The sequence below is a fragment of the Nocardioides aurantiacus genome, assembly GCF_003752505.1.
Taxonomy (GTDB): domain Bacteria; phylum Actinomycetota; class Actinomycetes; order Propionibacteriales; family Nocardioidaceae; genus Marmoricola; species Marmoricola aurantiacus.
The window spans coordinates 3,537,950-3,557,141 of record NZ_RKHO01000001.1 but is presented as its reverse complement, the minus strand read 5'-3'; the positions used below and the strand labels follow the sequence as shown (position 1 = coordinate 3,557,141).

At 70.0% G+C, this 19,192-nt stretch carries 17 protein-coding genes and 1 tRNA gene; 8 read left to right on the top strand and 10 right to left on the bottom strand.

Annotation, left to right across the window (positions count from 1 at the left end; genetic code table 11):
* Positions 1 to 49: 49 nt before the first annotated feature.
* Together EDD33_RS17285 and EDD33_RS17280 are read right to left on the bottom strand one after the other, a co-directional pair.
* Entirely contained in the window at positions 50 to 1,210 is a 1,161-nt protein-coding gene (locus EDD33_RS17285) for a fatty acid desaturase family protein (protein WP_123392269.1), read from the bottom strand.
* A gap of 69 nt (positions 1,211 to 1,279) precedes the next feature.
* On the bottom strand, positions 1,280 to 2,419 hold the full coding sequence (locus tag EDD33_RS17280; protein ID WP_123392268.1) for a ferredoxin reductase: 1,140 nt from the start codon (positions 2,417 to 2,419) through the stop codon (positions 1,280 to 1,282).
* Positions 2,420 to 2,504: 85 nt separating this feature from the next.
* Here EDD33_RS17280 and EDD33_RS17275 point away from each other — a divergent pair, with 85 nt between their 5' ends.
* On the top strand, positions 2,505 to 3,707 hold the full coding sequence (locus EDD33_RS17275; protein WP_123392267.1) for a PucR family transcriptional regulator: 1,203 nt from the start codon (positions 2,505 to 2,507) through the stop codon (positions 3,705 to 3,707).
* A gap of 9 nt (positions 3,708 to 3,716) precedes the next feature.
* Here the strand turns inward: EDD33_RS17275 and EDD33_RS17270 are convergent, their stop codons facing one another.
* From EDD33_RS17270 to EDD33_RS17250, 5 genes are all read right to left on the bottom strand, one after another.
* On the bottom strand, positions 3,717 to 5,204 hold the full coding sequence (locus tag EDD33_RS17270) for an amidohydrolase (protein ID WP_123392265.1): 1,488 nt from the start codon (positions 5,202 to 5,204) through the stop codon (positions 3,717 to 3,719).
* Positions 5,205 to 5,214: 10 nt separating this feature from the next.
* Positions 5,215 to 5,571 carry a fluoride efflux transporter FluC gene (locus tag EDD33_RS17265; RefSeq protein WP_123392264.1) on the bottom strand — a complete coding sequence of 119 codons (357 nt, stop codon included), beginning with the start codon at positions 5,569 to 5,571 and terminating at the stop codon, positions 5,215 to 5,217.
* Positions 5,568 to 5,963 carry a FluC/FEX family fluoride channel gene (locus EDD33_RS17260; RefSeq protein WP_211332585.1) on the bottom strand — a complete coding sequence of 132 codons (396 nt, stop codon included), beginning with the start codon at positions 5,961 to 5,963 and terminating at the stop codon, positions 5,568 to 5,570. The genes EDD33_RS17265 and EDD33_RS17260 overlap by 4 nt, the downstream gene beginning before the upstream one ends.
* The gene (locus tag EDD33_RS17255) at positions 5,960 to 6,913 is read right to left on the bottom strand and encodes an ATP-binding protein (RefSeq protein WP_123392263.1); all 954 of its coding nucleotides are present in this window, start codon (positions 6,911 to 6,913) and stop codon (positions 5,960 to 5,962) included. The genes EDD33_RS17260 and EDD33_RS17255 overlap by 4 nt, the downstream gene beginning before the upstream one ends.
* 95 nt (positions 6,914 to 7,008) lie before the next feature.
* Positions 7,009 to 8,373: a mycothione reductase gene (locus tag EDD33_RS17250; RefSeq protein ID WP_123392262.1), complete on the bottom strand. Its 1,365-nt coding sequence runs from the start codon at positions 8,371 to 8,373 to the stop codon at positions 7,009 to 7,011.
* 97 nt (positions 8,374 to 8,470) lie between these two features.
* Here EDD33_RS17250 and EDD33_RS17245 point away from each other — a divergent pair, with 97 nt between their 5' ends.
* Entirely contained in the window at positions 8,471 to 9,928 is a 1,458-nt protein-coding gene (locus EDD33_RS17245; RefSeq protein WP_211332584.1) for an NAD(P)/FAD-dependent oxidoreductase, read from the top strand.
* A 64-nt stretch (positions 9,929 to 9,992) separates the two neighbouring features.
* The gene (locus tag EDD33_RS17240) at positions 9,993 to 10,694 is read left to right on the top strand and encodes a hypothetical protein (protein WP_148077131.1); all 702 of its coding nucleotides are present in this window, start codon (positions 9,993 to 9,995) and stop codon (positions 10,692 to 10,694) included.
* A 278-nt stretch (positions 10,695 to 10,972) separates the two neighbouring features.
* Here EDD33_RS17240 and EDD33_RS17230 read toward each other — a convergent pair whose 3' ends face one another.
* Together EDD33_RS17230 and EDD33_RS17225 are read right to left on the bottom strand one after the other, a co-directional pair.
* Positions 10,973 to 11,230 carry a hypothetical protein gene (locus EDD33_RS17230; RefSeq protein ID WP_123392257.1) on the bottom strand — a complete coding sequence of 86 codons (258 nt, stop codon included), beginning with the start codon at positions 11,228 to 11,230 and terminating at the stop codon, positions 10,973 to 10,975.
* Between the two features lie 40 nt (positions 11,231 to 11,270).
* Positions 11,271 to 11,346 (bottom strand) — tRNA-Lys (locus EDD33_RS17225).
* Between the two features lie 526 nt (positions 11,347 to 11,872).
* Between EDD33_RS17225 and EDD33_RS17220 the strand changes: the two genes are divergently transcribed.
* From EDD33_RS17220 to EDD33_RS20770, 5 genes are read left to right on the top strand one after another with little or no spacing between them, the layout of a single operon-like run.
* Positions 11,873 to 12,565, top strand: a complete 693-nt coding sequence (locus EDD33_RS17220) for a hypothetical protein (RefSeq protein ID WP_123392256.1) — start codon at positions 11,873 to 11,875, stop codon at positions 12,563 to 12,565.
* Between the two features lie 22 nt (positions 12,566 to 12,587).
* Positions 12,588 to 14,057 carry a type I restriction-modification system subunit M gene (locus tag EDD33_RS17215; RefSeq protein WP_123392255.1) on the top strand — a complete coding sequence of 490 codons (1,470 nt, stop codon included), beginning with the start codon at positions 12,588 to 12,590 and terminating at the stop codon, positions 14,055 to 14,057.
* A complete protein-coding gene (locus EDD33_RS17210; RefSeq protein WP_123392254.1) occupies positions 14,054 to 15,172 on the top strand; it encodes a restriction endonuclease subunit S in 1,119 nt (372 codons plus the stop codon). Before EDD33_RS17215 ends, EDD33_RS17210 begins: the two co-directional genes overlap by 4 nt.
* A 9-nt stretch (positions 15,173 to 15,181) precedes the next feature.
* Entirely contained in the window at positions 15,182 to 18,598 is a 3,417-nt protein-coding gene (locus EDD33_RS17205) for a DEAD/DEAH box helicase family protein (protein ID WP_123392253.1), read from the top strand.
* On the top strand, positions 18,498 to 18,794 hold the full coding sequence (locus EDD33_RS20770) for a 5'-nucleotidase (RefSeq protein ID WP_342773636.1): 297 nt from the start codon (positions 18,498 to 18,500) through the stop codon (positions 18,792 to 18,794). The genes EDD33_RS17205 and EDD33_RS20770 overlap by 101 nt, the downstream gene beginning before the upstream one ends.
* On the opposite strand, the gene EDD33_RS17195 is transcribed toward EDD33_RS20770, so the two are convergent.
* The gene (locus tag EDD33_RS17195) at positions 18,701 to 19,192 is read right to left on the bottom strand and encodes a hypothetical protein (RefSeq protein ID WP_123392252.1); all 492 of its coding nucleotides are present in this window, start codon (positions 19,190 to 19,192) and stop codon (positions 18,701 to 18,703) included. The two genes, EDD33_RS20770 and EDD33_RS17195, sit on opposite strands and share 94 nt — an antisense overlap.

Below are 19,192 nucleotides of genomic sequence, written 5' to 3'. Positions count from 1 at the left end.
CCCCTGGGAAGTCCCAGGGGGTGCCAAACGTCTCGGACTATCCGGTCGGTCAGGCCGCGACGGTGGTCTCCGAGCGGTCCCGGGCGGGGAGCGGGGTCGGGTTGACCTTGCGCGACAGGAAGTCGTTGGGCAGCGAGAGCCGGATCACCTTGTGCCACGCGGAGGCGACCTGCTTGGGCAGCGAGCCGGTGGTGTAGGTCAGGCCGTAGCGCTCGAACAGCGCCTCCACCTTGGGTGCGATCTCCTGGTAGCGGTTGCTCGGGAGGTCGGGGAAGAGGTGGTGCTCGATCTGGTAGCTCAGGTTGCCGGTGGCGATGTGCATGGCGCGCGAGCCGGTGATGTTGGCCGAGCCGAGCATCTGGCGGACGTACCACTCGCCCTTGGACTCGCCCTCGATCGACTTCTTCTCGAAGGTGGAGACGCCCTCGGGGAAGTGCCCGCACATGATGACCGAGTGGGTCCACAGGTTGCGGCCCAGGTTGGCCACGAAGTTGGCGGCCAGCGTGTTGAGCGCGGAGGGGCCCGAGAGCAGCGGGTGGACGACGTAGTCCTTGGTGGCCTGCTTGCGGATCTTGCGCAGCGTCTGGCTCAGCTTGGCCTTGAACTCGGGCGTCTTGGTGCGCTTGCGCTTGATGTTCTTGCCCAGCTCCAGGTCGTACGCCGCGATGCCGTACTCGAAGAAGCACGCGTTGATGAAGTTCCACAGCGGCTGCGCGACGTAGAACGGCACCCACTTCTGGTCCTCGTCGACCCGCATGATGCCGTAGCCGAGGTCGTTGTCCTTGCCGACGACGTTGGTGTAGGTGTGGTGCAGCTCGTTGTGCGAGTGCTTCCACTGCTCGGCCGGGGAGGCGTTGTCCCACTCCCAGGTGGTCGAGTGGATCTTGGGGTCGCGCATCCAGTCCCACTGGCCGTGCATGACGTTGTGGCCGATCTCCATGTTCTCGAGGATCTTGGCGACCGTCAGGCCGGCGGTGCCGGCGATCCACGCCGGCGGGAACAGCGAGAACAGCAGCACGGCGCGCGAGCCGAGCTCGAGCTTGCGCTGCACGTCGATGACCTTGCGGATGTACGCCGCGTCGCTCTCGCCGCGGGCGGCGACGACCTCGGCGCGGATGGCGTCGAGCTCACGGCCGATCTGCTCGATGTCCGCAGGCGTGAGGTGGGCGATCGGGTTCTCGGCGGTGGTCTTCTTCTGGAGCACGGTCATGGTGATCTCCTTCGGGTGGTGATCAGGTCGGGCGGGTCACGTCGGTCGGGCTCGTCGGGGCCCAGGTGGTCAGTGGTCGATGCGGCAGGGGCCGGCGGCGGCCGAGATGCAGGTCTGGATGTTGACGCCGTCGCCCTCGACGGCGGTGGTGATGTCGCCGCTGCGCAGGTCGCGGACGACGCCCTCGCGCAGCGGGAGCACGCAGCCGAAGCAGACGCCCATCCGGCAGCCGCTCGGCATCAGCACGCCGGCGTCCTCGGCCTGGTCGAGGATCGGCCGGTCGCCGCTGGCCTCGAGCGCGATGCCGGACTTGTCGAAGCTGACGGTGCCGCCCTCGCCGGTGACGAGGGTGGCGACGCGGAACTGCTCGGTGAGCAGCTCCAGGCCGCGGTCGGCGTGGTGGGCGCCCAGGGCGTCCAGCAGCCCGGCGGGGCCGCAGGCCAGGGTGACGCGGGCGTCGAGGTCGGGCACCAGCTCGGCGAGGTCGGCGACGTCGAGCACGCCGTGCGTGTCGTCGTACCGCGCGACGAGGGTGATCAGGCCGGCGCGGTCGAGCTCGCGCAGGTTGGCCAGGAAGATCGAGTCGGGCTCGGAGGGGGCGACGTGCACGACGGTGATGTCGTACGCCGCGCTCCGCGGCAGCGCGACCGCGCCGGAGTCGGTGACCGGGAACAGGTTGCGCAGCATCCCGATGACCGGGGTGATGCCCGAGCCGGCGGTGACGAAGAGGAACTTGCCGCCCTCGGGGGGCAGCACGAACTCGCCGGCGGCCTGCTCGAGGTGGACGAGCGTGCCGACGCGGGCGTCGTGGACGAGGTGGTTGCTGACCTTGCCCTCGGGGACGGACTTGACGGTGACCGAGATCCGGCCGTCGGCGCGGGGGCCGTGGGTCAGGGAGTAGGCGCGCCACTGGCGGACGCCGTCGACGTCGATGCCGATCCGGACGTACTGGCCGGGCACGTGGCCGGCCCAGTCGGCGCCGGGGCGGATCACGATGGTGGCCGCGTCGGCGGTCTCGGCGTGGATCGACTCGATCCGGCCGCGCAGGTCGGCACCGCGCCGCAGCGGGTCGATGATGTCGAGGTAGTCCGAGGGCACCAGCGGGGTCGCGGCCAGCTCGGCGACCTTGCGGGCACCGTCCTTGAGCGAGCTCATCCAGCGGGGGGTCCCCGGGCTGGTGAGTCGCACGAACGCAGTGGTGGTGGCCATGGCACTACTCTTCGTGAGTCACGGGTTAAAGTCATGAGCCTGTGGCGTGAATCGAGCGCCCTGTCTTGTTCGTGAGGAACAAAAGATGGCCCGACAGCGCACCCTCCGCCTCACCCGACGCACCGTCACCGACCTGCGCGCCTCCCTCCCGCAGGTCGCCGACCGCACCGTCTCGGCCATCACCGACGAGGTGCCGAGCTACTCCGAGGCGTTCACCGGCCACATGGGCGAGACCATCCGTGGCGCGGTCGAGCTGGCGCTCGGCGGCTTCCTGTCGCTGGCCGAGCGGTCGCGGGGTGCCGAGCAGTCGCCGACCGCGGTGGCGGCCGACGGGGCCTACCAGCTGGGTCGCGGCGAGGCACGCAGCGGCCGGTCGGTCGACGCGCTGCTCTCGGCCTACCGGATCGGGGCGCGGGTCGCGTGGCGCGAGATGTCCACGACCGCGGTGGCGGCGGGCCTGGACGCGGAGAACGTCGGGCGCTTCGCCGAGCTGGTCTTCGCCTACATCGACGAGCTCTCCGCCGCCAGCGTCGCCGGGCACGGCGACGAGCGCGAGACCACCGGCCGGGTGCGGCAGCGGCTGCTGGAGCGACTGGCGGCGCAGCTGCTGGCCGGCGCGGACGCCGAGGCGGTCGAGCGGGCGGCCGAGGAGGCGGGGTGGCCGGTGCCGGAGACGCTGACGGCGGTGCTGGTGCCCGACTCGCAGGCCCGCGCCGTGCTGTCCTCGCTGTCGCCGGAGACGCTGCAGGTGGCCGAGCCGGTCGAGGTGCACGGCGAGGAGGGGCTCGCGGTGCTGCTGGTGCCCGACGTCCACGAGCACCGGCGCGGTGCGCTGCTCCGCGCCCTGGAGCACCGCTCGGCGGTCGCCGGCCCGGCGCGCCCGTGGTCGGCGGTGGGCGACTCCCTGGCCCGCGCGGTGCGCGTGCGCGAGCTGGGGCGGGGCCCGGACTCCGAGGCCCACCTGGCCGAGCTGGTGCTCTGCGCCGACCCCGTCGCGCTCGAGGACCTCCGGGCGCGGGTGCTCGCCCCGCTGCGCGAGCTGCGGCCCGGCAGCGCCGAGAAGCTGGTGGAGACGCTGCGCTCGTGGCTGCTCCACCAGGGACGTCGCGACGCCGTGGCGGCGGACCTGTTCGTGCACGCCCAGACGGTGCGCTACCGGATGACCCAGGTGCGGGAGGTGCTCGGCGAGCGTCTCGACGACCCCGTGGCGGTGCTCGAGCTCACCGTCGCCCTCGGCACCCTCGACCCGGAGGCCTGGGCGGCGCAGACGCCCGACGACGCCGGCTGAGGAGCCGTCCTACAGCGACGAGTGGACCAGGTCCCCGGCCACCCACGTGGCGTCGGAGCGGACGGCGCGCAGCACCCTCGCCTGCTCGACGGGGTCGCCGCCGGGCAGCGGATCGGTGTCCAGCAGCGCCAGGTCGGCCGCGTCGCCGACCGCCACCGTGCCGCGACCGTCGGTGCTGGCGGCGAGCGCCTCGGCCACGGTGAGGTGCTGCTCGGGGTGCCAGGCGTCCTCGTCGGGCTCGCCGCGGTGCACGGCGGCGGCGATCGCGAGCCACGGGTCGAGGGGGGCGACCGGGGCGTCGCTGCCCAGCACCACCTCGACGCCGTCGTCGACGAACCAGCGCAGCGCGAAGCAGCGCTCGGTCCGGTCGGGCCAGATGGTCTCGGTGAGCAGCCGGTCGTCGATCAGGTGGGCGGGCTGCACGCTGGCACGCACCCCCAGCTGGGCCATCCGGCGCGAGTCCTCGCGGCGCACCAGCTGGGCGTGCTCGACCGAGCCGCGGACGCCGGTGGCCTCGAAGGCGTCGAGCGCCTGCCACACGGCCGCGTCGCCGATGGCGTGCACGGCCACGTCGAGGTTGCTGCGGCGGGCGTGGTCGAGCGCCCAGTGGAGCCCGGAGGCGGAGATGTTGGCCGCGCCGTGGCCGCCGCCGACGTACTCCCGGCAGCACCAGGCCGTCCGGGTGTTCAGCGAGCCGTCCGAGATGATCTTCAGCGGCCCCATGGTGACCAGCTCGCCGCACTCGGGCAGCGGCTGGCCGGTCTGCATGCCCGCGGCCGAGAACTCGTCGAGGGTGTCGACGTACGCCCCGACGCGGACGCGCAGCAGCGCCGCCCCCGCCTCGACGCGGGCGGGCCAGGCGCTGAAGGACTGGTCGAACTCGAGGTCGACGAGGCCGGTGACGCCGCGGGCCGCCGCCTCGCGCATCACGTGCAGGTAGGCCTCGGGGCTGGTGCCGTCGGTGCCGACGAGCCGCACCAGGCGGGGGTACGTCGCGAACCACTCGCCCTCGCTGACCATCCCCTCGCGCTCGGCGAGCGACAGCGCGCGCATCGCCACCCGGTTGAGCCACGCGTGGTGGCCGTCGCCGGCGATGAGCACGACGGCGCGGTCGCCGGCGAGCTCGTCGAGCACCTCGGTGGTCGGCGGCTCGGACCAGGTGGCGGGCCGGTGGCCCCAGCCGACGACCGGCAGCCCGGCCACGGCCTCGAGCCGCTCGGCGACCTGGTCGAGGACCTCCTGCCGCGACCGCGTCGTGGTGAGGTCGAGCCGCTGGGCCGCGAGCGCCCACTGGCCGAGGTGGACGTGCTGGTCCCACAGCCCCGGCACCAGGAAGCGGCCGTCGGCGGCGACCTCGGGCAGACCCTCGGCGCGCAGGGACTCGCCGACCTCGCGGACGCGGCCGTCGACGACGCGCACGTCGACCGGCCCCGGCGGGGCGGAGGCTCCGGGGCCGACGGGCACGAGACGGGCGCGACGGAGCAGGAAGCCGGACATGGGGAGCACGCTAGAAGAGGGCACGGGCGGCCACGTGCCCCAGGGTGGCCAGCAGCAGGCAGCCGCCCACCGTGGCCGCGGCGTACGCCGTCCCGCGGCGGCCGCCGAGCGTCACGGCCTGCACCGCGAACGAGGAGTAGGTCGTCAGCGCGCCGCAGAACCCCGTGCCCAGCAGCGCCAGCAGGTGTCCGTCCACGGCCGCCCCGACGAGCAGGCCGAGGAGCAGCGAGCCGACCAGGTTGACGGTCAGCGTGCCGTGCGGCCACCGGCGCTCACCGGGGCCGTCCCACCGGTGCGCGGCGAGCAGCCGCAGGGGGGCGCCGAGCCCGGCCCCGAGGGCGACCAGGAGCGCCGCGGTGGCGGTCATCGCGCCGTTCCGCCCAGGGCCCGGCGCACGAGCAGGACGGTCAGCAGCGCGCCCACCAGCGTCCCCAGCACGTACGCCGCCCCGGCGACCGGCCTCCCGGCGTCGAGGAGCACCACGGTGTCCACCGACGCGGCCGACATCGTGGTGAACCCGCCGAGGACGCCGGTGCCGAGCAGGGGGGCGACCCAGTCGCGGCGGCGTACGACGGGCAGGGCGGGCAGGGCGGCCAGTAGCCCGCTGCCGACGACGTTGATGGCGACCACGACCCACGGCAGCTCGCCGGGTGCGGCCGGCCACGCGAGGGTGAGCGCCCACCGCAGCAGCGCCCCGACGACGCCGCCGACCGCCGCGGCCAGCAGGTGGGAGGCAGGGGGGCGGGTGGACCCGCTCACGCCGTGGTGGCGACCGTGGTCGGGCCGTCCCACGGCAGCGGCGGGTCGCCGCGGCCCTGGCGCTCGAACTCGGTGAAGTACCAGTTCTGGAGCTGCACGATCACCTCGGGCGGCCGCAGCGCGAGCAGGTGCTCGTCGGCGAACTCGCGGTAAATCTCGACGTAGAGGTCGCGCAGCCGGGACATGGTGGCCGGCGCGGTGGCCGGCACGAGGTAGTCGAGGTCGACGGTCTCCAGGCCGTCGGCGATGGCCTGGTCGAGGGTGGAGATCCCGACCACGACCCGGCGCTCACGGTCGGCCTGGACGTAGGCGGCCGTCATCTCGTGGGCCAGGGGGTAGCCCTCGGGCGAGGTGAGCGAGAGCAGCCGCAGCTCGCGCCGGGTCTCGTAGTAGAAGGTGCGCAGCAGGCTGAACAGGCGGGGCGGCAGCCCGAGCAGCTGGATGCTCAGCTGCGGCTCGTCGCCGCCCTCGGCGCTGTCCTCCAGCCCGAAGTCGGGGTCGAAGTCGAAGATCTCGCCGGTGCGGCCGCTCTCGTCGCTGTCGCCCTGCGGCTCGAACCACACCGACTTGCTGCTGCCGTCGTGGGCGAGGTCGGAGCCCCAGCGGGCCGACATCATGGCGACCAGGTCGAGGCCGCGGCCGAAGGTGGTGACGTTGAGGTCGTCGACGTCCTCGGGCTCGGGCGACATCTCCGAGCGCTGCGGCGGCACGGGGGAGGAGTCGACGACCTCGATGCGCGGGTGGTCGACGGTGCCGCGGATGCGCACCGACAGCGGCGGCTTGGAGTGGATGAGCGCGTTGGTGACCAGCTCGGAGACGCCCAGCGCGGCCGACTCGACGAGGTCGTCGCGGCCGATCTCCGCGAGCACGCGTGTGACCCACGAGCGCGCCAGCTTGACCGACGGAGGACTCGCGGGAAGGACGAGTGATCGCTTGGTCAGCGGCACCATCCCTCGCCTTCGTCCACGCGCGTGGAGGACGATCGCCTGGTCGCGACCGTCCGCTGGGGGTCAGCGTAGGGGAACCGGCACGCCCGCGTCTCGGATCAATCCACCAGCTGGAGGACGGCGTTCTCGACCACCTCGGCCAGCGACGGGTGGATCCAGTACTGGCCGCGGGCGAGGTCGGCCGGGCTGGTCCCCAGGCTCATGGCCTGGACGAGGGGCTGCAGCAGCAGGCTGGCCTGCGGGCCGATGACGTGGGCGCCGAGCAGCGTGCCCCCGTCCTCGCTCGCCACGAGCTTGAGGAACTCCTCGCCGGGGGTGCTCTCCATCGCCCACCCGTAGGCCACGTCGGCGAAGTCCTGCTTCACCACGCGGTGGGCGACCCCCTGCTCCCGGGCCGCCTCCTCGGTGAGTCCCACGCTCGCGATCTGCGGCGAGGTGAACACCGCGCTCGGCACCGGGCCGAGGTCGTTGCGGCGCAGGTCGTCGGGGTGCAGCAGGTTGTGCTGCACGATCTTGGCGTCGTGGTTGGCGACGTGCTTGAGCGCGTGCGGGCTGCTGACGTCGCCCAGCGCGAAGACGCCCTCGACCGTGGTGCGCTGGTGCTCGTCCACGACGACGAGGCCGTCGTCGGAGACCTCGATGCCGGTGTGCTCCAGCCCGAGCCGGTCGGAGTTGGGCACCCGGCCGGTGGCCATCAGCAGCACGTCGGCCTCGACCTCCTCGCCGTCGGAGAAGGTCACCACGACGCCGTCGCCGCGGCGGGCGACCTTGGCCGGGCTGCGGTCCAGCCGCACGTCCCAGGCCCGCGAGGCGGCGGCGGTGAAGGCCAGCGAGATCTCGCGGTCGTGGGCCATCAGCAACCGGGAGCCGCGTTGCACCTGGGTGACGTGGGTGCCGAGCGAGCTGAAGACGTGCGAGAGCTCCGCGGCGACGTACCCCCCGCCCACGACGACCATCCGTGCGGGCAGCTCCTCGAGCCGCATCACCGTGTCGCTGGTGTGGAACGGCACGTCGTCGAGCCCCGGGATGTCGGCCACCTGCACGCGGCTGCCCGCGGCGATGACGACGCGGTCGGCCGTGACCCGCTCGCCCCGGCCGGTGTCGAGGGTGTGGTCGTCGACGAAGGTGGCGTGCGACTCGTGGACGTCGACGCCCTCCTGGCCGCGGCGGTAGTCGCGGCCGCCGGCCTCGATCGGGTCGATGCGGCCGAAGATGCGGTCGCGCACCTCGCGCCAGCGCACTCCGTCGTACGCCGTGTCGACGCCGAGCTCGGGCGCGTGCCTCGCCGACCGCGCGAGGTCGGCGGGGTAGACGAACATCTTGGTCGGGATGCAGCCCACGTTGAGGCAGGTGCCGCCGAACCTGGCCTCCTCGAAGATCGCCACCCGCCAGCCGGAGAACCGGTGGTCGACGATGGAGTTGCCCGAGCCCGTCCCGATGACGGCGAGGTCGTAGTGCGTCACCCCGCCATCGTGCCCGAGCCGTCCCACCCGGGGGTTGTGATGCACTCAACCAGCCAGGATTGGTGGTAGGGGGACGCATCGGGGGAACATGGGTGTTATGGCTGACGTGAACACCACTGCGAACAGGCGTCATCAGGTCGTCGTCATCGGCTCCGGCTTCGGCGGGCTCTTCGGGACCAAGGCGCTGCGACGCGCCGACGTCGACGTCACCATGATCGCCAAGACGACGCACCACCTGTTCCAGCCGCTGCTCTACCAGGTGGCGACCGGCATCCTCTCCGAGGGCGAGATCGCTCCGGCCACGCGTGAGGTCCTCTCGGGCCAGGACAACGCGACCGTGCTCCTCGGCGAGGTCACCGACATCGACCTCGACGCCCGCACGGTCACCCACCACGTGCTCGGCCGGCGCACCGTCACCTCCTACGACTCGCTGCTCGTCGCGGCCGGTGCCGGTCAGTCCTACTTCGGCAACGACCACTTCGCCGAGTTCGCCCCCGGCATGAAGAGCATCGACGACGCGCTGGAGCTGCGTGGCCGCATCTTCGGTGCCTTCGAGCTCGCCGAGGTGATGGCGGGCAAGGGCGACGACGTCGACCACCTGCTGACCTTCGTCGTGGTCGGGGCCGGCCCCACCGGCGTCGAGATGGCCGGCCAGATCGCCGAGCTGTCGCGCAAGACGCTGCGCAAGGACTTCCGCCACATCAACAGCCGCGACGCCCGCGTCATCCTCGTCGACGCCGCCAGCCAGGTGCTGCCGCCGTTCGGCGCGACGCTCGGCGAGAAGAGCAAGAAGGCGCTGGAGGACCTCGGTGTCGAGGTGCAGCTCGGCGCCATGGTCACCGACGTCGACGAGCGCGGCCTCGAGGTGCAGGACAAGAGCGGCCAGAAGCGCCGCATCGAGTCGGTCACCAAGATCTGGGCCGCCGGCGTGCAGGCCAGCTCGATCGGCGCGACGCTCGCCGAGCAGTCCGGCGCCTCGCTCGACCGCGCCGGCCGCATCGGCGTCAACCCCGACCTCACCCTCCCGGGCTACCCCGAGGTGTTCGTGGTCGGCGACATGATCGCGCTCAACAACCTCCCCGGCGTCGCGCAGGTCGCGATCCAGGGGGCGAAGTACGCCGCGAAGGAGATCAAGGGCCGGCTCACCGACCAGCCCGCCCAGAAGCCCTTCAAGTACTTCGACAAGGGCAGCATGGCCACGATCTCGCGCTTCGACGCCGTCGCGCTGATCGGCAAGGTCAAGCTCAGCGGCTTCATCGCCTGGCTGATGTGGCTCGGGGTCCACCTGATCTACCTCACCGGCTTCAAGAACCAGTTCACCGCGCTCATCCACTGGGCCGTCACGTTCCTGTCCAACGACCGCTCCCAGCGCACCGCGACCGAGCAGCAGATCTTCGCCCGGATGGCTCTCAAGCGCCTGCCCAAGGGGGCGACCGAGCTGGTCAGCGAGCCGGGTTCGTTCGGCAGCGACCAGCGTCGCGCCGAGCTCGAGGCGCAGGCGCTGGAGGAGGCGCGGCTCACCGACGCCGGCGTCCGCGGCCGCGCCGCGAGCTGACCCTCGCGGGCGTGTCGCGCCCGATCCGCGGGGGATCGGGCGCCGGTTGGGCTTGACTGCCCCGATGAGCTCCTTCCCCCGAGCGGCTCGGCTCCTCGCCGTGCTCGCGCTCGCCGCCTCCGGCGTCGCCCTCCCCTCCGTGGTCGAGGCGGCCCCGCGCTCGACCACCGTCGGCACCGCGGCGGTGCAGCCGCGCGTCGTACCCGGGCAGGTGCTGGTGCCCGCCGCCTCGGTGCAGCGACGGCGGGCGGTGATCGTGTTCGACAAGAACTACGCCCGTCCGTTCCGTTCGCGTGTCGTGTGGCGGTCGTGGACCCGCGCCGGGGCGAAGGCCCGCTGGAAGCTCGCCGAGGAGGTGTCGTGGCGCGCCGGCTCCGGGACCGGACCGCGCGGCACCGACGGCTGCGTGCGCAACGAGGGGTGGCTGCCCCACGGGGACTACTCGTTCGTGCAGCAGGACCGGCGTGACGGCAACTACATCGACGGCCGGGTCTTCCAGCTCGAGAACAAGCGCTGCCGCAACGGCACCCTGCGCCAGGCGCTGTTCATCCACTCCGAGCAGACCGTCACCAACGGCCAGTGCCGGGACGAGCGCGGCGACCAGCGGTGCCGCTGGGAGGTGCCGGCGTACAACGACTACCGCTCCGCGGGGTGCATCAAGATGTCGCCGGGCGACCTCGCCGCCCTGACCCGTCGCTTCCACCGCTACCACGACGCCGGGGTGCGCTACCCGACCAGCGTGGTGAAGGTGCGCGTCACCGGCTGACTTCCCCACCGGCCGTGGCCGTGGTCCACTGGAGGGGCGTGCCAGCCCCGGACCCGGTCGGGACGCCTTCTCGCCAGAGGACCGGGAGGGGCGATGCGACCCCACACGCACGACACACCGGATGGCACGACGGCCGAGGAGCTCGCTGTCGGGTGGTACCGCCACCCGAGCCGCCCGCTCGATCACCGCTTCTGGGACGGCCGGGCCTGGACCGACTGGGACGGCCGGGCCGCCGACCCGCCGGTGCCCCCGCAGCGCGAGGACCGGCCCCCACCGGCTCAGACCTCCTGACGGTCCGACCCGTCCTCGGACGTCCCCGGCGGCTCCGCGCGCGGGTCCGCGGACCGGATCGACGCGGCCAGCACGGTCGCGGTGTGCGCCCCGTCCTCAGGGAGCACGTAGTCCACGTGGGCCCACCAGCTCTCTCCCCGACGGATCCAGGACCGCAGCTCTCCGGGGAGCCACCGCGTGCCGATGCGCACGTCGACGGCCGGTCGTCGTCCCGGCGCGAAGCCGAGGTAGGCACGGTCCCCCATGTGGGGACCTTGCCCAGGTTTGCGCGGTTTCACACCGCACTGGTGGGCCCCGTGGGACTCGAACCCACAACCCGCGGATTAAAAGTCCGCTGCTCTGCCAATTGAGCTAGAGGCCCGGGGGATCAGGACTTTAATCAGGACTTTCGTAGGGACTACCGTCAGGAAAACCCCGTTCTCTGAACCTGGACACATCATCGCAGACGGGCGTCGCGGTGCCCCCCGTCCGGGCCAGCTTCGTTCTCGTTCACCGAGCCAGACACCTGGTGTCCTCGTGCCACGTTCGCGTGGCAGTAGGGGCTGCCGACCGGCTTGGTCGATCCTCAGCTGGGACGGGGTTCGATTCCCGCTAGCTCCAGCAGGGGGTCTTCGCAGAATCAAGGCGAAGACTTCGCAGAATCACCACCAGGACAGCCCTCTTGACCAGAGCCGCCCCGACACCGCCGGGGCGGCTTTGGCGCGCGCTGCAACGTGTACCCGCGCGATGGAAACCAGCGGAGCGACGGAGTGGCAACGCAGGGGCTTCCGGCCGAAGTGCGACGCGGGCCAGAGTTGGGATGCCCAGCCGAAACTGGGCAACGCACTCCGGAACCCTGAGACACTTCCCGGACTGTCCGCAAAAGTGGACGTTCTCGAGGAGGGCAAGTGGCACCGAAGGCGCGCGACATGGTCATGGCAGGTATCGACTCTGCCGTCAGCGTCTCCGGGGCGGAGGTCGAGCGGTTCATCCGCGCCGCGCACCTTCGTCGCTCGAACATGACCACCGCAGAGCTCATCACCGCTCTGGAGCGTTCCTACACAGGGCTGGTCTCGACCACGGGAGCTGCAGCCGGCGGTGTGGCAGCGGCACCCGGCGTCGGCCTCCCGGGAGGCTTGGTTGCCGGCGTGGCAGACGCGGGGGCATTCACGGCTGCGAGCGCTGTCTACGTCTTGGCGGTTGCCTCTGTGCATGGCATCGAGGTCGAAGACATCGACCGCCGCAAAGCCCTCCTGCTCACAATCCTCGCCGGCCCCGGGGGTGTCGCCGTAGTAGAAAAGGCGGCAGGAAGAGCGGGGTCGCATTGGGGCCGCCGGCTGACACAGGCAGTCTCGATGGATGTCATCTACAAGATCAACGGCGTGCTCGGGAAGAATTTCGTGACCAAGTACGGGACGAAGCAAGGCATCCTCGTCCTCGGAAAGGCAGTCCCGTTTGGGCTCGGCGCCGCGATCGGTATGACGGGCAACGCTGTCATGTCGCGGGCGGTCGTTCGTACGACCAGGTCCGCGTTCGGACCCCTCCCACAGACCGGGATCAGCGTGGAAACAGTCGCGGTGGATCCGCAGCAGATCGCGTAATGACTCCGCTTAGGGTGCCCGAGTGATCACCGGAGACCTCAAGAACAAGGTTGACCGCGTCTGGGACGCCTTTTGGTCCGGGGGTATCGCGAACCCCCTGGAGGTCATTGAGCAGATCACCTACCTGCTGTTCATCCGGAGACTGGATGACCTGCAGACCCTTGCGGAGAAGAAGGCGAACCGCACCGGCCAGCCGGTCGAGGGCCCCCTCTTCCAGCCGGGCCAGGACGAGCTGCGTTGGTCCCGTTTCAAGAGCCGCGAGCCCGGCGTCATGTTCAAGATCGTCGGCGCGGGGGTCTTTCCACTCCTGCGCACGCTGGGCGGGGACGGGTCGACCTACTCGGAGCACATGAAGGACGCCCGGTTCACCATCCCCACCCCGGCGCTGCTGTCCCGGGTCGTCGACATGCTCGACGACATCCCGATGGACAACCGCGACACCACCGGTGACCTCTACGAGTACATGCTCAGCAAGATCGCCTCGGCCGGCCAGAACGGCCAGTTCCGCACCCCCCGTCACATCATCAAGCTGATGGTCAACATGACGGCGCCGCAGCCGACCGACGAGGTCTGCGACCCGGCGGCAGGCACATCTGGGTTCTTGGTCGCGGCCTCGGAGTACGTGCGCGAGCACCACCCTTCCGTGATGACGGATGCGAAGCAGCGCGAGCACTTCCACCACGGCATGTTCCACGGCTACGACTTCGACTCGACCATGCTCCGCATCGGCAGCATGAACATGCTGCTCCACGGCGTGGAGCAGCCCGACATCCGCTACCGCGACTCCCTCTCTGAGGGCGCCTCAGATGAGGAAGGGAGCTACTCGCTGATTCTGGCGAACCCGCCCTTCGCAGGGAGCTTGGACAATGAGTCCACGTCGAAGGACCTTCAGCGCGTCGTCAAGACCAAGAAGACGGAGCTCCTCTTCTTGGCACTCTTCCTCCGTCTGCTGAAGCCCGGCGGCCGTGCAGCCGTCATCGTTCCGGACGGCGTGCTGTTCGGCTCGTCCAAGGCGCACAAGGATCTTCGCCGGATCCTGGTCGAGGACCAGAAGCTCGAAGCAGTGGTGAAGCTCCCTTCCGGGGTCTTTAAGCCGTACGCCGGAGTGTCCACCGCGATCCTGTTCTTCACCAAAACGAACTCCGGCGGCACCGACCACGTCTGGTTCTACGACGTGCACGCCGACGGCTTCAGCCTCGACGACAAGCGCAACCCCATCGAGGCCAACGACCTCCCCGACGTCCTGGCCCGTGGGTTGAGCGCGTCAGAACCAGGCTCGCCGGAGCGCGACCGGGCGCGCACTGACCAGTCGTTCCTCGTCCCGAAGGCCGACATCGCCGCCCAGAGCTACGACCTCTCCTTGAACCGCTACAGGGAGGCCGTCCATGACGAGGTCGAGCACCGCGCGCCGCTCGACATCCTCGCTGACCTTGAAAATCTGGAAGCCGAGATCCAGCACGGCCTCGCAGATCTGAGAGCTTTGCTTTCGTGAAGAGGATCGGGGACGTGACTACCCGGGTGTCGACCTGGAATCCGAGTAGAGCGACCGAGCCCGTCGCCTTCGACTACATCGATCTGGGTGCCGTTGATAATTCTCGCAAAGAGGTCACGGGCGCTGCGGGTGTCTCTTCGGCCGAGGCTCCGAGCCGAGCTCGCCAACTTGTTGCCGCCGGGGATGTCCTCGTGTCCACCGTGCGCCCGAACCTGAATGCTGTTGCCGTTGTCCCGCCACATCTGGATGGCGCGACGGCATCCACGGGGTTCACCGTGCTGAGGCCCACACGGGATCTCCACGGCCGGTACTTGTTCCACTGGGTGCGTTCAGAGGGATTCATTGTGGACATGGTCCGGAAGGCCACCGGGTCGAGCTACCCAGCGGTCTCGGACCGCATCGTCAAGCAGTCCGAGCTGCCGCTCCCACCTCTCGCCGAGCAGCGCCGCATCGCCACAATCCTGGACCACACCGACTCACTCTGCCTCAAGCGCAGCGTCGCCCTCGCCCACCTCGATGACCTGAAGAAGTCTTGTTTTCTTGAGATGTTCGGGGACCCGCGAGTCCCGGGCTCCGCGGGCTCGTTGCCGACATCTCCCACACTCTTGGGCTCATTGGTTCGGATCAGGACCGGGAAGCTTGACGCGAATGCTGCTGTGGAAGATGGCGAGTTTCCTTTCTTCACCTGCGCCAGTCGCCCGTCGCGCATCGACGTGCCGGCCTTCGACTGCAAGGCGATACTGGTAGCGGGGAATGGAGACCTGAACGTCAAGTACTACGAGGGCCAATTCAATGCCTACCAGCGCACATACGTGATTGAGAGTGCCGACGAGACTGCGGCCCTACCCAAATTTCTTCACGCATTTCTGGATCTCTACGTCGAACGACTGCGTGCCCAGAGCATTGGCGGTGTGATCAAGTACATCAAGTTGCCATACCTTCAGGAGGCGATTGTGCAGTTGCCAGACCTGCAAGTGCAGCACGAGTTCGTGAGACGTGCCGAGGCTGTGGCAGCCCTTTCTCGTGACCAACGCACGCAGGCTTCGGAGCTGGATGCGCTGCGAGTCTCGCTAGTAACCCGGATGCTTGCCCGGCCGTCGACAGACACACGGTAAGAGTGCCGCGTGGCCAACTTCGACTTCATCAAGGCCGAGTGGCCCCAGACCTACGCCGACTGCGCGCGGGCTGAGGGCTACTTGGCCTCGGACCCGCGCACCGCGTGCATCTACGCGCGCAGGGCCGCTGAGCAGCTGGTAGGGCTGATCTACGACGTCGACGCGCTGCCGGTGCCCTACAAGGACGACCTCTCTGCCCGGATCAACGAGGCGGCGTTTCGCAACAAGGTCGGCTCCGGCATCGGGGCGAAGCTGAACCTGATCCGCAAGCTCGGCAACCGGGCCGTGCACTACGTCCAGCCAATCCCGCCCCGGGCAGCCGTCGACGTGCTGCGCGAGCTGCACCACGTCGTGGTGTGGACGGCTTTCCGCTACTCCACAGACCCGGCCGCAGTCCCCACCGGGACGGTGTTCGACCCCACGGTCGCGGGCAGCAACGCACCACTAACCCGCGCCGAGGTCGCGGCGCTGGCCAAGAAGTTCCACGACCAGGACGAAGCCCACGCCAAGGCGCTCAAGGAGCGCGACGAGCTCAGTGCGGCCAAGGACGCCGAGATCACCGAGCTCCGCGCCGAGATCAAGGCCGTCCAGGCCGCGAACACCCTGACCGACACCCACGACTACTCCGAGGCCCAGACCCGCGAGCTCATCATCGACGAGCTGCTCCGCGAGGCCGGCTGGCGCCTGACCGAGGCCCGCGACCGCGAGTTCGAGGTCACCGGCATGCCCAACGCTCAGGGGCTCGGGTACGTCGACTACGTCCTGTGGGGGGCCGACGGGCTGCCGCTGGCGGTGATCGAGGCCAAGCGAACCACCAAGGACCCCGGCATCGGGCAGCAGCAGGCCAAGCTGTACGCCGACTGCCTAGAGACCATGACCGGCCGCCGGCCGGTCATCCTCTACACCAACGGCTACGAGACCTGGCTGTGGGACGACGCCGCCGGCTACCCGCCGCGCAAGGTCGAAGGGTTCTTCGCCGGCGACGAGCTCGAGCTGATGGTCGCCCGGCGCAACACCCGGTTGACCCTGGCAGACACGGTGATCGACAAGACCATCGTCGAGCGCCACTACCAGCACCGCGCCATCCGCACGATCGGCGAGGCGCTGTCTGCCCGGCAGCGCGACGCCCTGCTGGTGATGGCGACCGGGTCAGGCAAGACCCGCGTAGTGATCGCGCTCGTCGACCAGCTCATGCGCGCCGGGTGGGTCAAGCGGGTGCTGTTCCTCGCCGACCGCACCGCACTGGTCAACCAGGCAGCCGGCGCGTTCAAGGCGCACCTACCGAACGTGACCACGGTCAACCTGGTGACCGAGAAGAGCGCCGATGGTCGGGTCTACGTCTCGACGTATCCGACAATGATGAACCTGATCAACGTCACCGACGGCGGCGCACGGATGTTCGGCCCGGGCTACTTCGACCTGGTCGTCATCGACGAGGCCCACCGCTCGGTCTACCAGAAGTACAAGGCCATCTTCGGCTGGTTCGACTCCCTGCTCGTCGGCCTGACCGCGACCCCGAAGAACGAGGTCGACCGCAACACCTACACGCTGTTCAACCTCGAGGACGGCGTCCCCACCGACGCCTACAGCCTGGACGAGGCCGTCGCCGAGGGCTACCTCGTGCCCCCGGTGGGGGTGTCGGTGCCATTGAAGTTCATGCGTCAGGGCATCCGCTACGACGAGCTGTCGGAGCAGGAGAAGGACGACTGGGACAGGGCCGAGTGGAACGAGGAGGGCGAGGTCCCCGACGAGGTTGCGGCCGCCGAGCTCAACCAGTTCCTCTTCAACGCCGACACCGTCGACAAGGTCCTGGCCACACTGATGACTGACGGGCTCAAGGTCGCCGGGGGAGACCGCCTGGGCAAGACGATCGTTTTCGCCAAGAACCAGAAGCACGCCGAGTTCATCCGGGAGCGCTTCGACCTCAACTACCCCGAGCACGCCGGCCACTTCGCCCGCGTCATCACCCACGGCGTCACCTACGCCCAGTCCCTGATCGACGACTTCTCGGTCAAGGACAAGGCCCCGCACATCGCGATCTCCGTGGACATGCTCGACACCGGCATCGACGTCCCCGAGGTGCTCAACCTGGTGTTCTTCAAGCCAGTGCGCGCCAAGAGCAAGTTCTGGCAGATGATCGGCCGCGGCACCCGACTGTGCCCGGACCTGTTCGGCCCAGGGGATGACAAGAAGAACTTCTACGTCTTCGACTTCTGCCAGAACCTGGAGTACTTCGGCCAAGACCTGCCCGGCACCGAGGGCTCGTTGCAGAAGTCCTTGGGTGAGCGGCTCTTCGAGACCCGCCTCGGGCTGGTCGCGGCGCTGGACCAGGACGCCCCGACCGAGCCCGGAGAAGACCCTGCGGTCGGGGAGGGGGAGAGGTCCGAGCGCGGCCTCCGTGTGGACGTCGCCTGGTCGCTGCACCAGGTCGTGGCCGGCATGAACACCGACAACTTCCTGGTCCGTCCCGCCCGGCAGTGGGTGGAGACCTACTCCGAGTGGGAGGCCTGGCAGCAGATGCCACCGGAGAAGGCGGGCGACGTCGCGCGCCACCTGGCCGGGCTGCCCTCCACCGAGCGCGACGACGACGAGGACGCCAAACGGTTCGACCTCATCCTGCTGCGCCTCCAGCTCGCCCGTCTGGAGAGCGACGCGGTCCTGTTCGAGCGCTTGCGCAAGCAGGTCCAGGACATCGCCACCGCCCTGCTCGGCCAGACCGCGATCCCCTCGGTCAAGGCCCAGGAAGTGCTGCTGGAGAGCCTGTCGGAGGACGACTGGTGGGTTGATGTCACCCTGCCGATGCTGGAGCTGGCACGGCGCCGGGTGCGTGCCCTGGTGCGGTTCGTGGACAAGACCAAGCGCGCCGTCGTCTACTCCAACTTCGCCGACGAGCTCGGCGAGGGCACCATCGTGGAGCTGCCCGGCGTCACCCCGGGCACGAACTGGGAACGCTTCCGCGCCAAGGCCCGCGCCTACCTCCGCGACCACGAGGACCACCTCGCCCTCCAACGCCTGCGCCGCAACCTGCAACTGACCCCGGACGACCTCACCGCCCTGGAGGCGATGCTGCTCGAGTCCGGCGCCGGCACCGAGGCCGACCTCGCCAAGGCCCGCGAGGACGCCCACGGCCTCGGACTGTTCGTCCGCTCCCTGGTGGGCCTGGACCGCGCCGCTGCCACCCAGGCCTTCGACCGCTACCTCACCGACACGACGTTCACGGCCAACCAGCTCCGCTTCGTCAACCTGATCGTGGAGCACCTCACCGCCAACGGCGTCATGGAGGTGGCCCGCCTCTACGAGTCCCCGTTCACCGACAGCGCACCCCATGGCCCCGACAGCATCTTCAACGAGGAGCAGGTCGACGACATCGTCACCATCCTCAGCGAGGTACGCGACCGGGCACTCCCTGACGTCACCGTCGCGTAGAGCTGCTGGGAACAAAGGAACGGCTATGGCATACGAACTAGAAAACCGGCTCGTCGTCGGCGTGGCTTCCAGCGCGTTGTTCGACCTCACCGAGTCGGACGCCTACTTCCGCAAGTACGGCGAGATGGCGTACAGGGAGTACCGCAGGCAGACGAACGACGCGCCCCGCTCGGGCACCGCCAGACGGTCCTTGTAGACCTGCACGCGGCTCGACAGGTCCTCGGATAGTTCCACCATCCGCGCGGCCGTCCTGACCACGATTCCGGCCTGCCGCTCGTCGACCTCAGCTACCACGACCGACGCGCCTTCCTCGCCGAGCATGAGGTCGTAAAGGCCGAGCGCGGCGACCAGCGTTGACTGGCCCCGCCCGCGCGGCATCATCCAGCCCGCGGTGCGCGGACGAGGGTTGGCGTCGAGGACGGAGCCGACGAGGTCGAGCTGCCGCGGCCGCATCTTCATCGGCTGCAGCGCACCGGTGCCCCTCGGCGTGACGATGAACGACTCGCAGAACTTGCTGAACCGAGCAGCACCGACGGAGCGCGGACGAAACGGGAGCGGCGAGCCGTCCACGCCGGCCTTCGGGCCGGCCCTCAT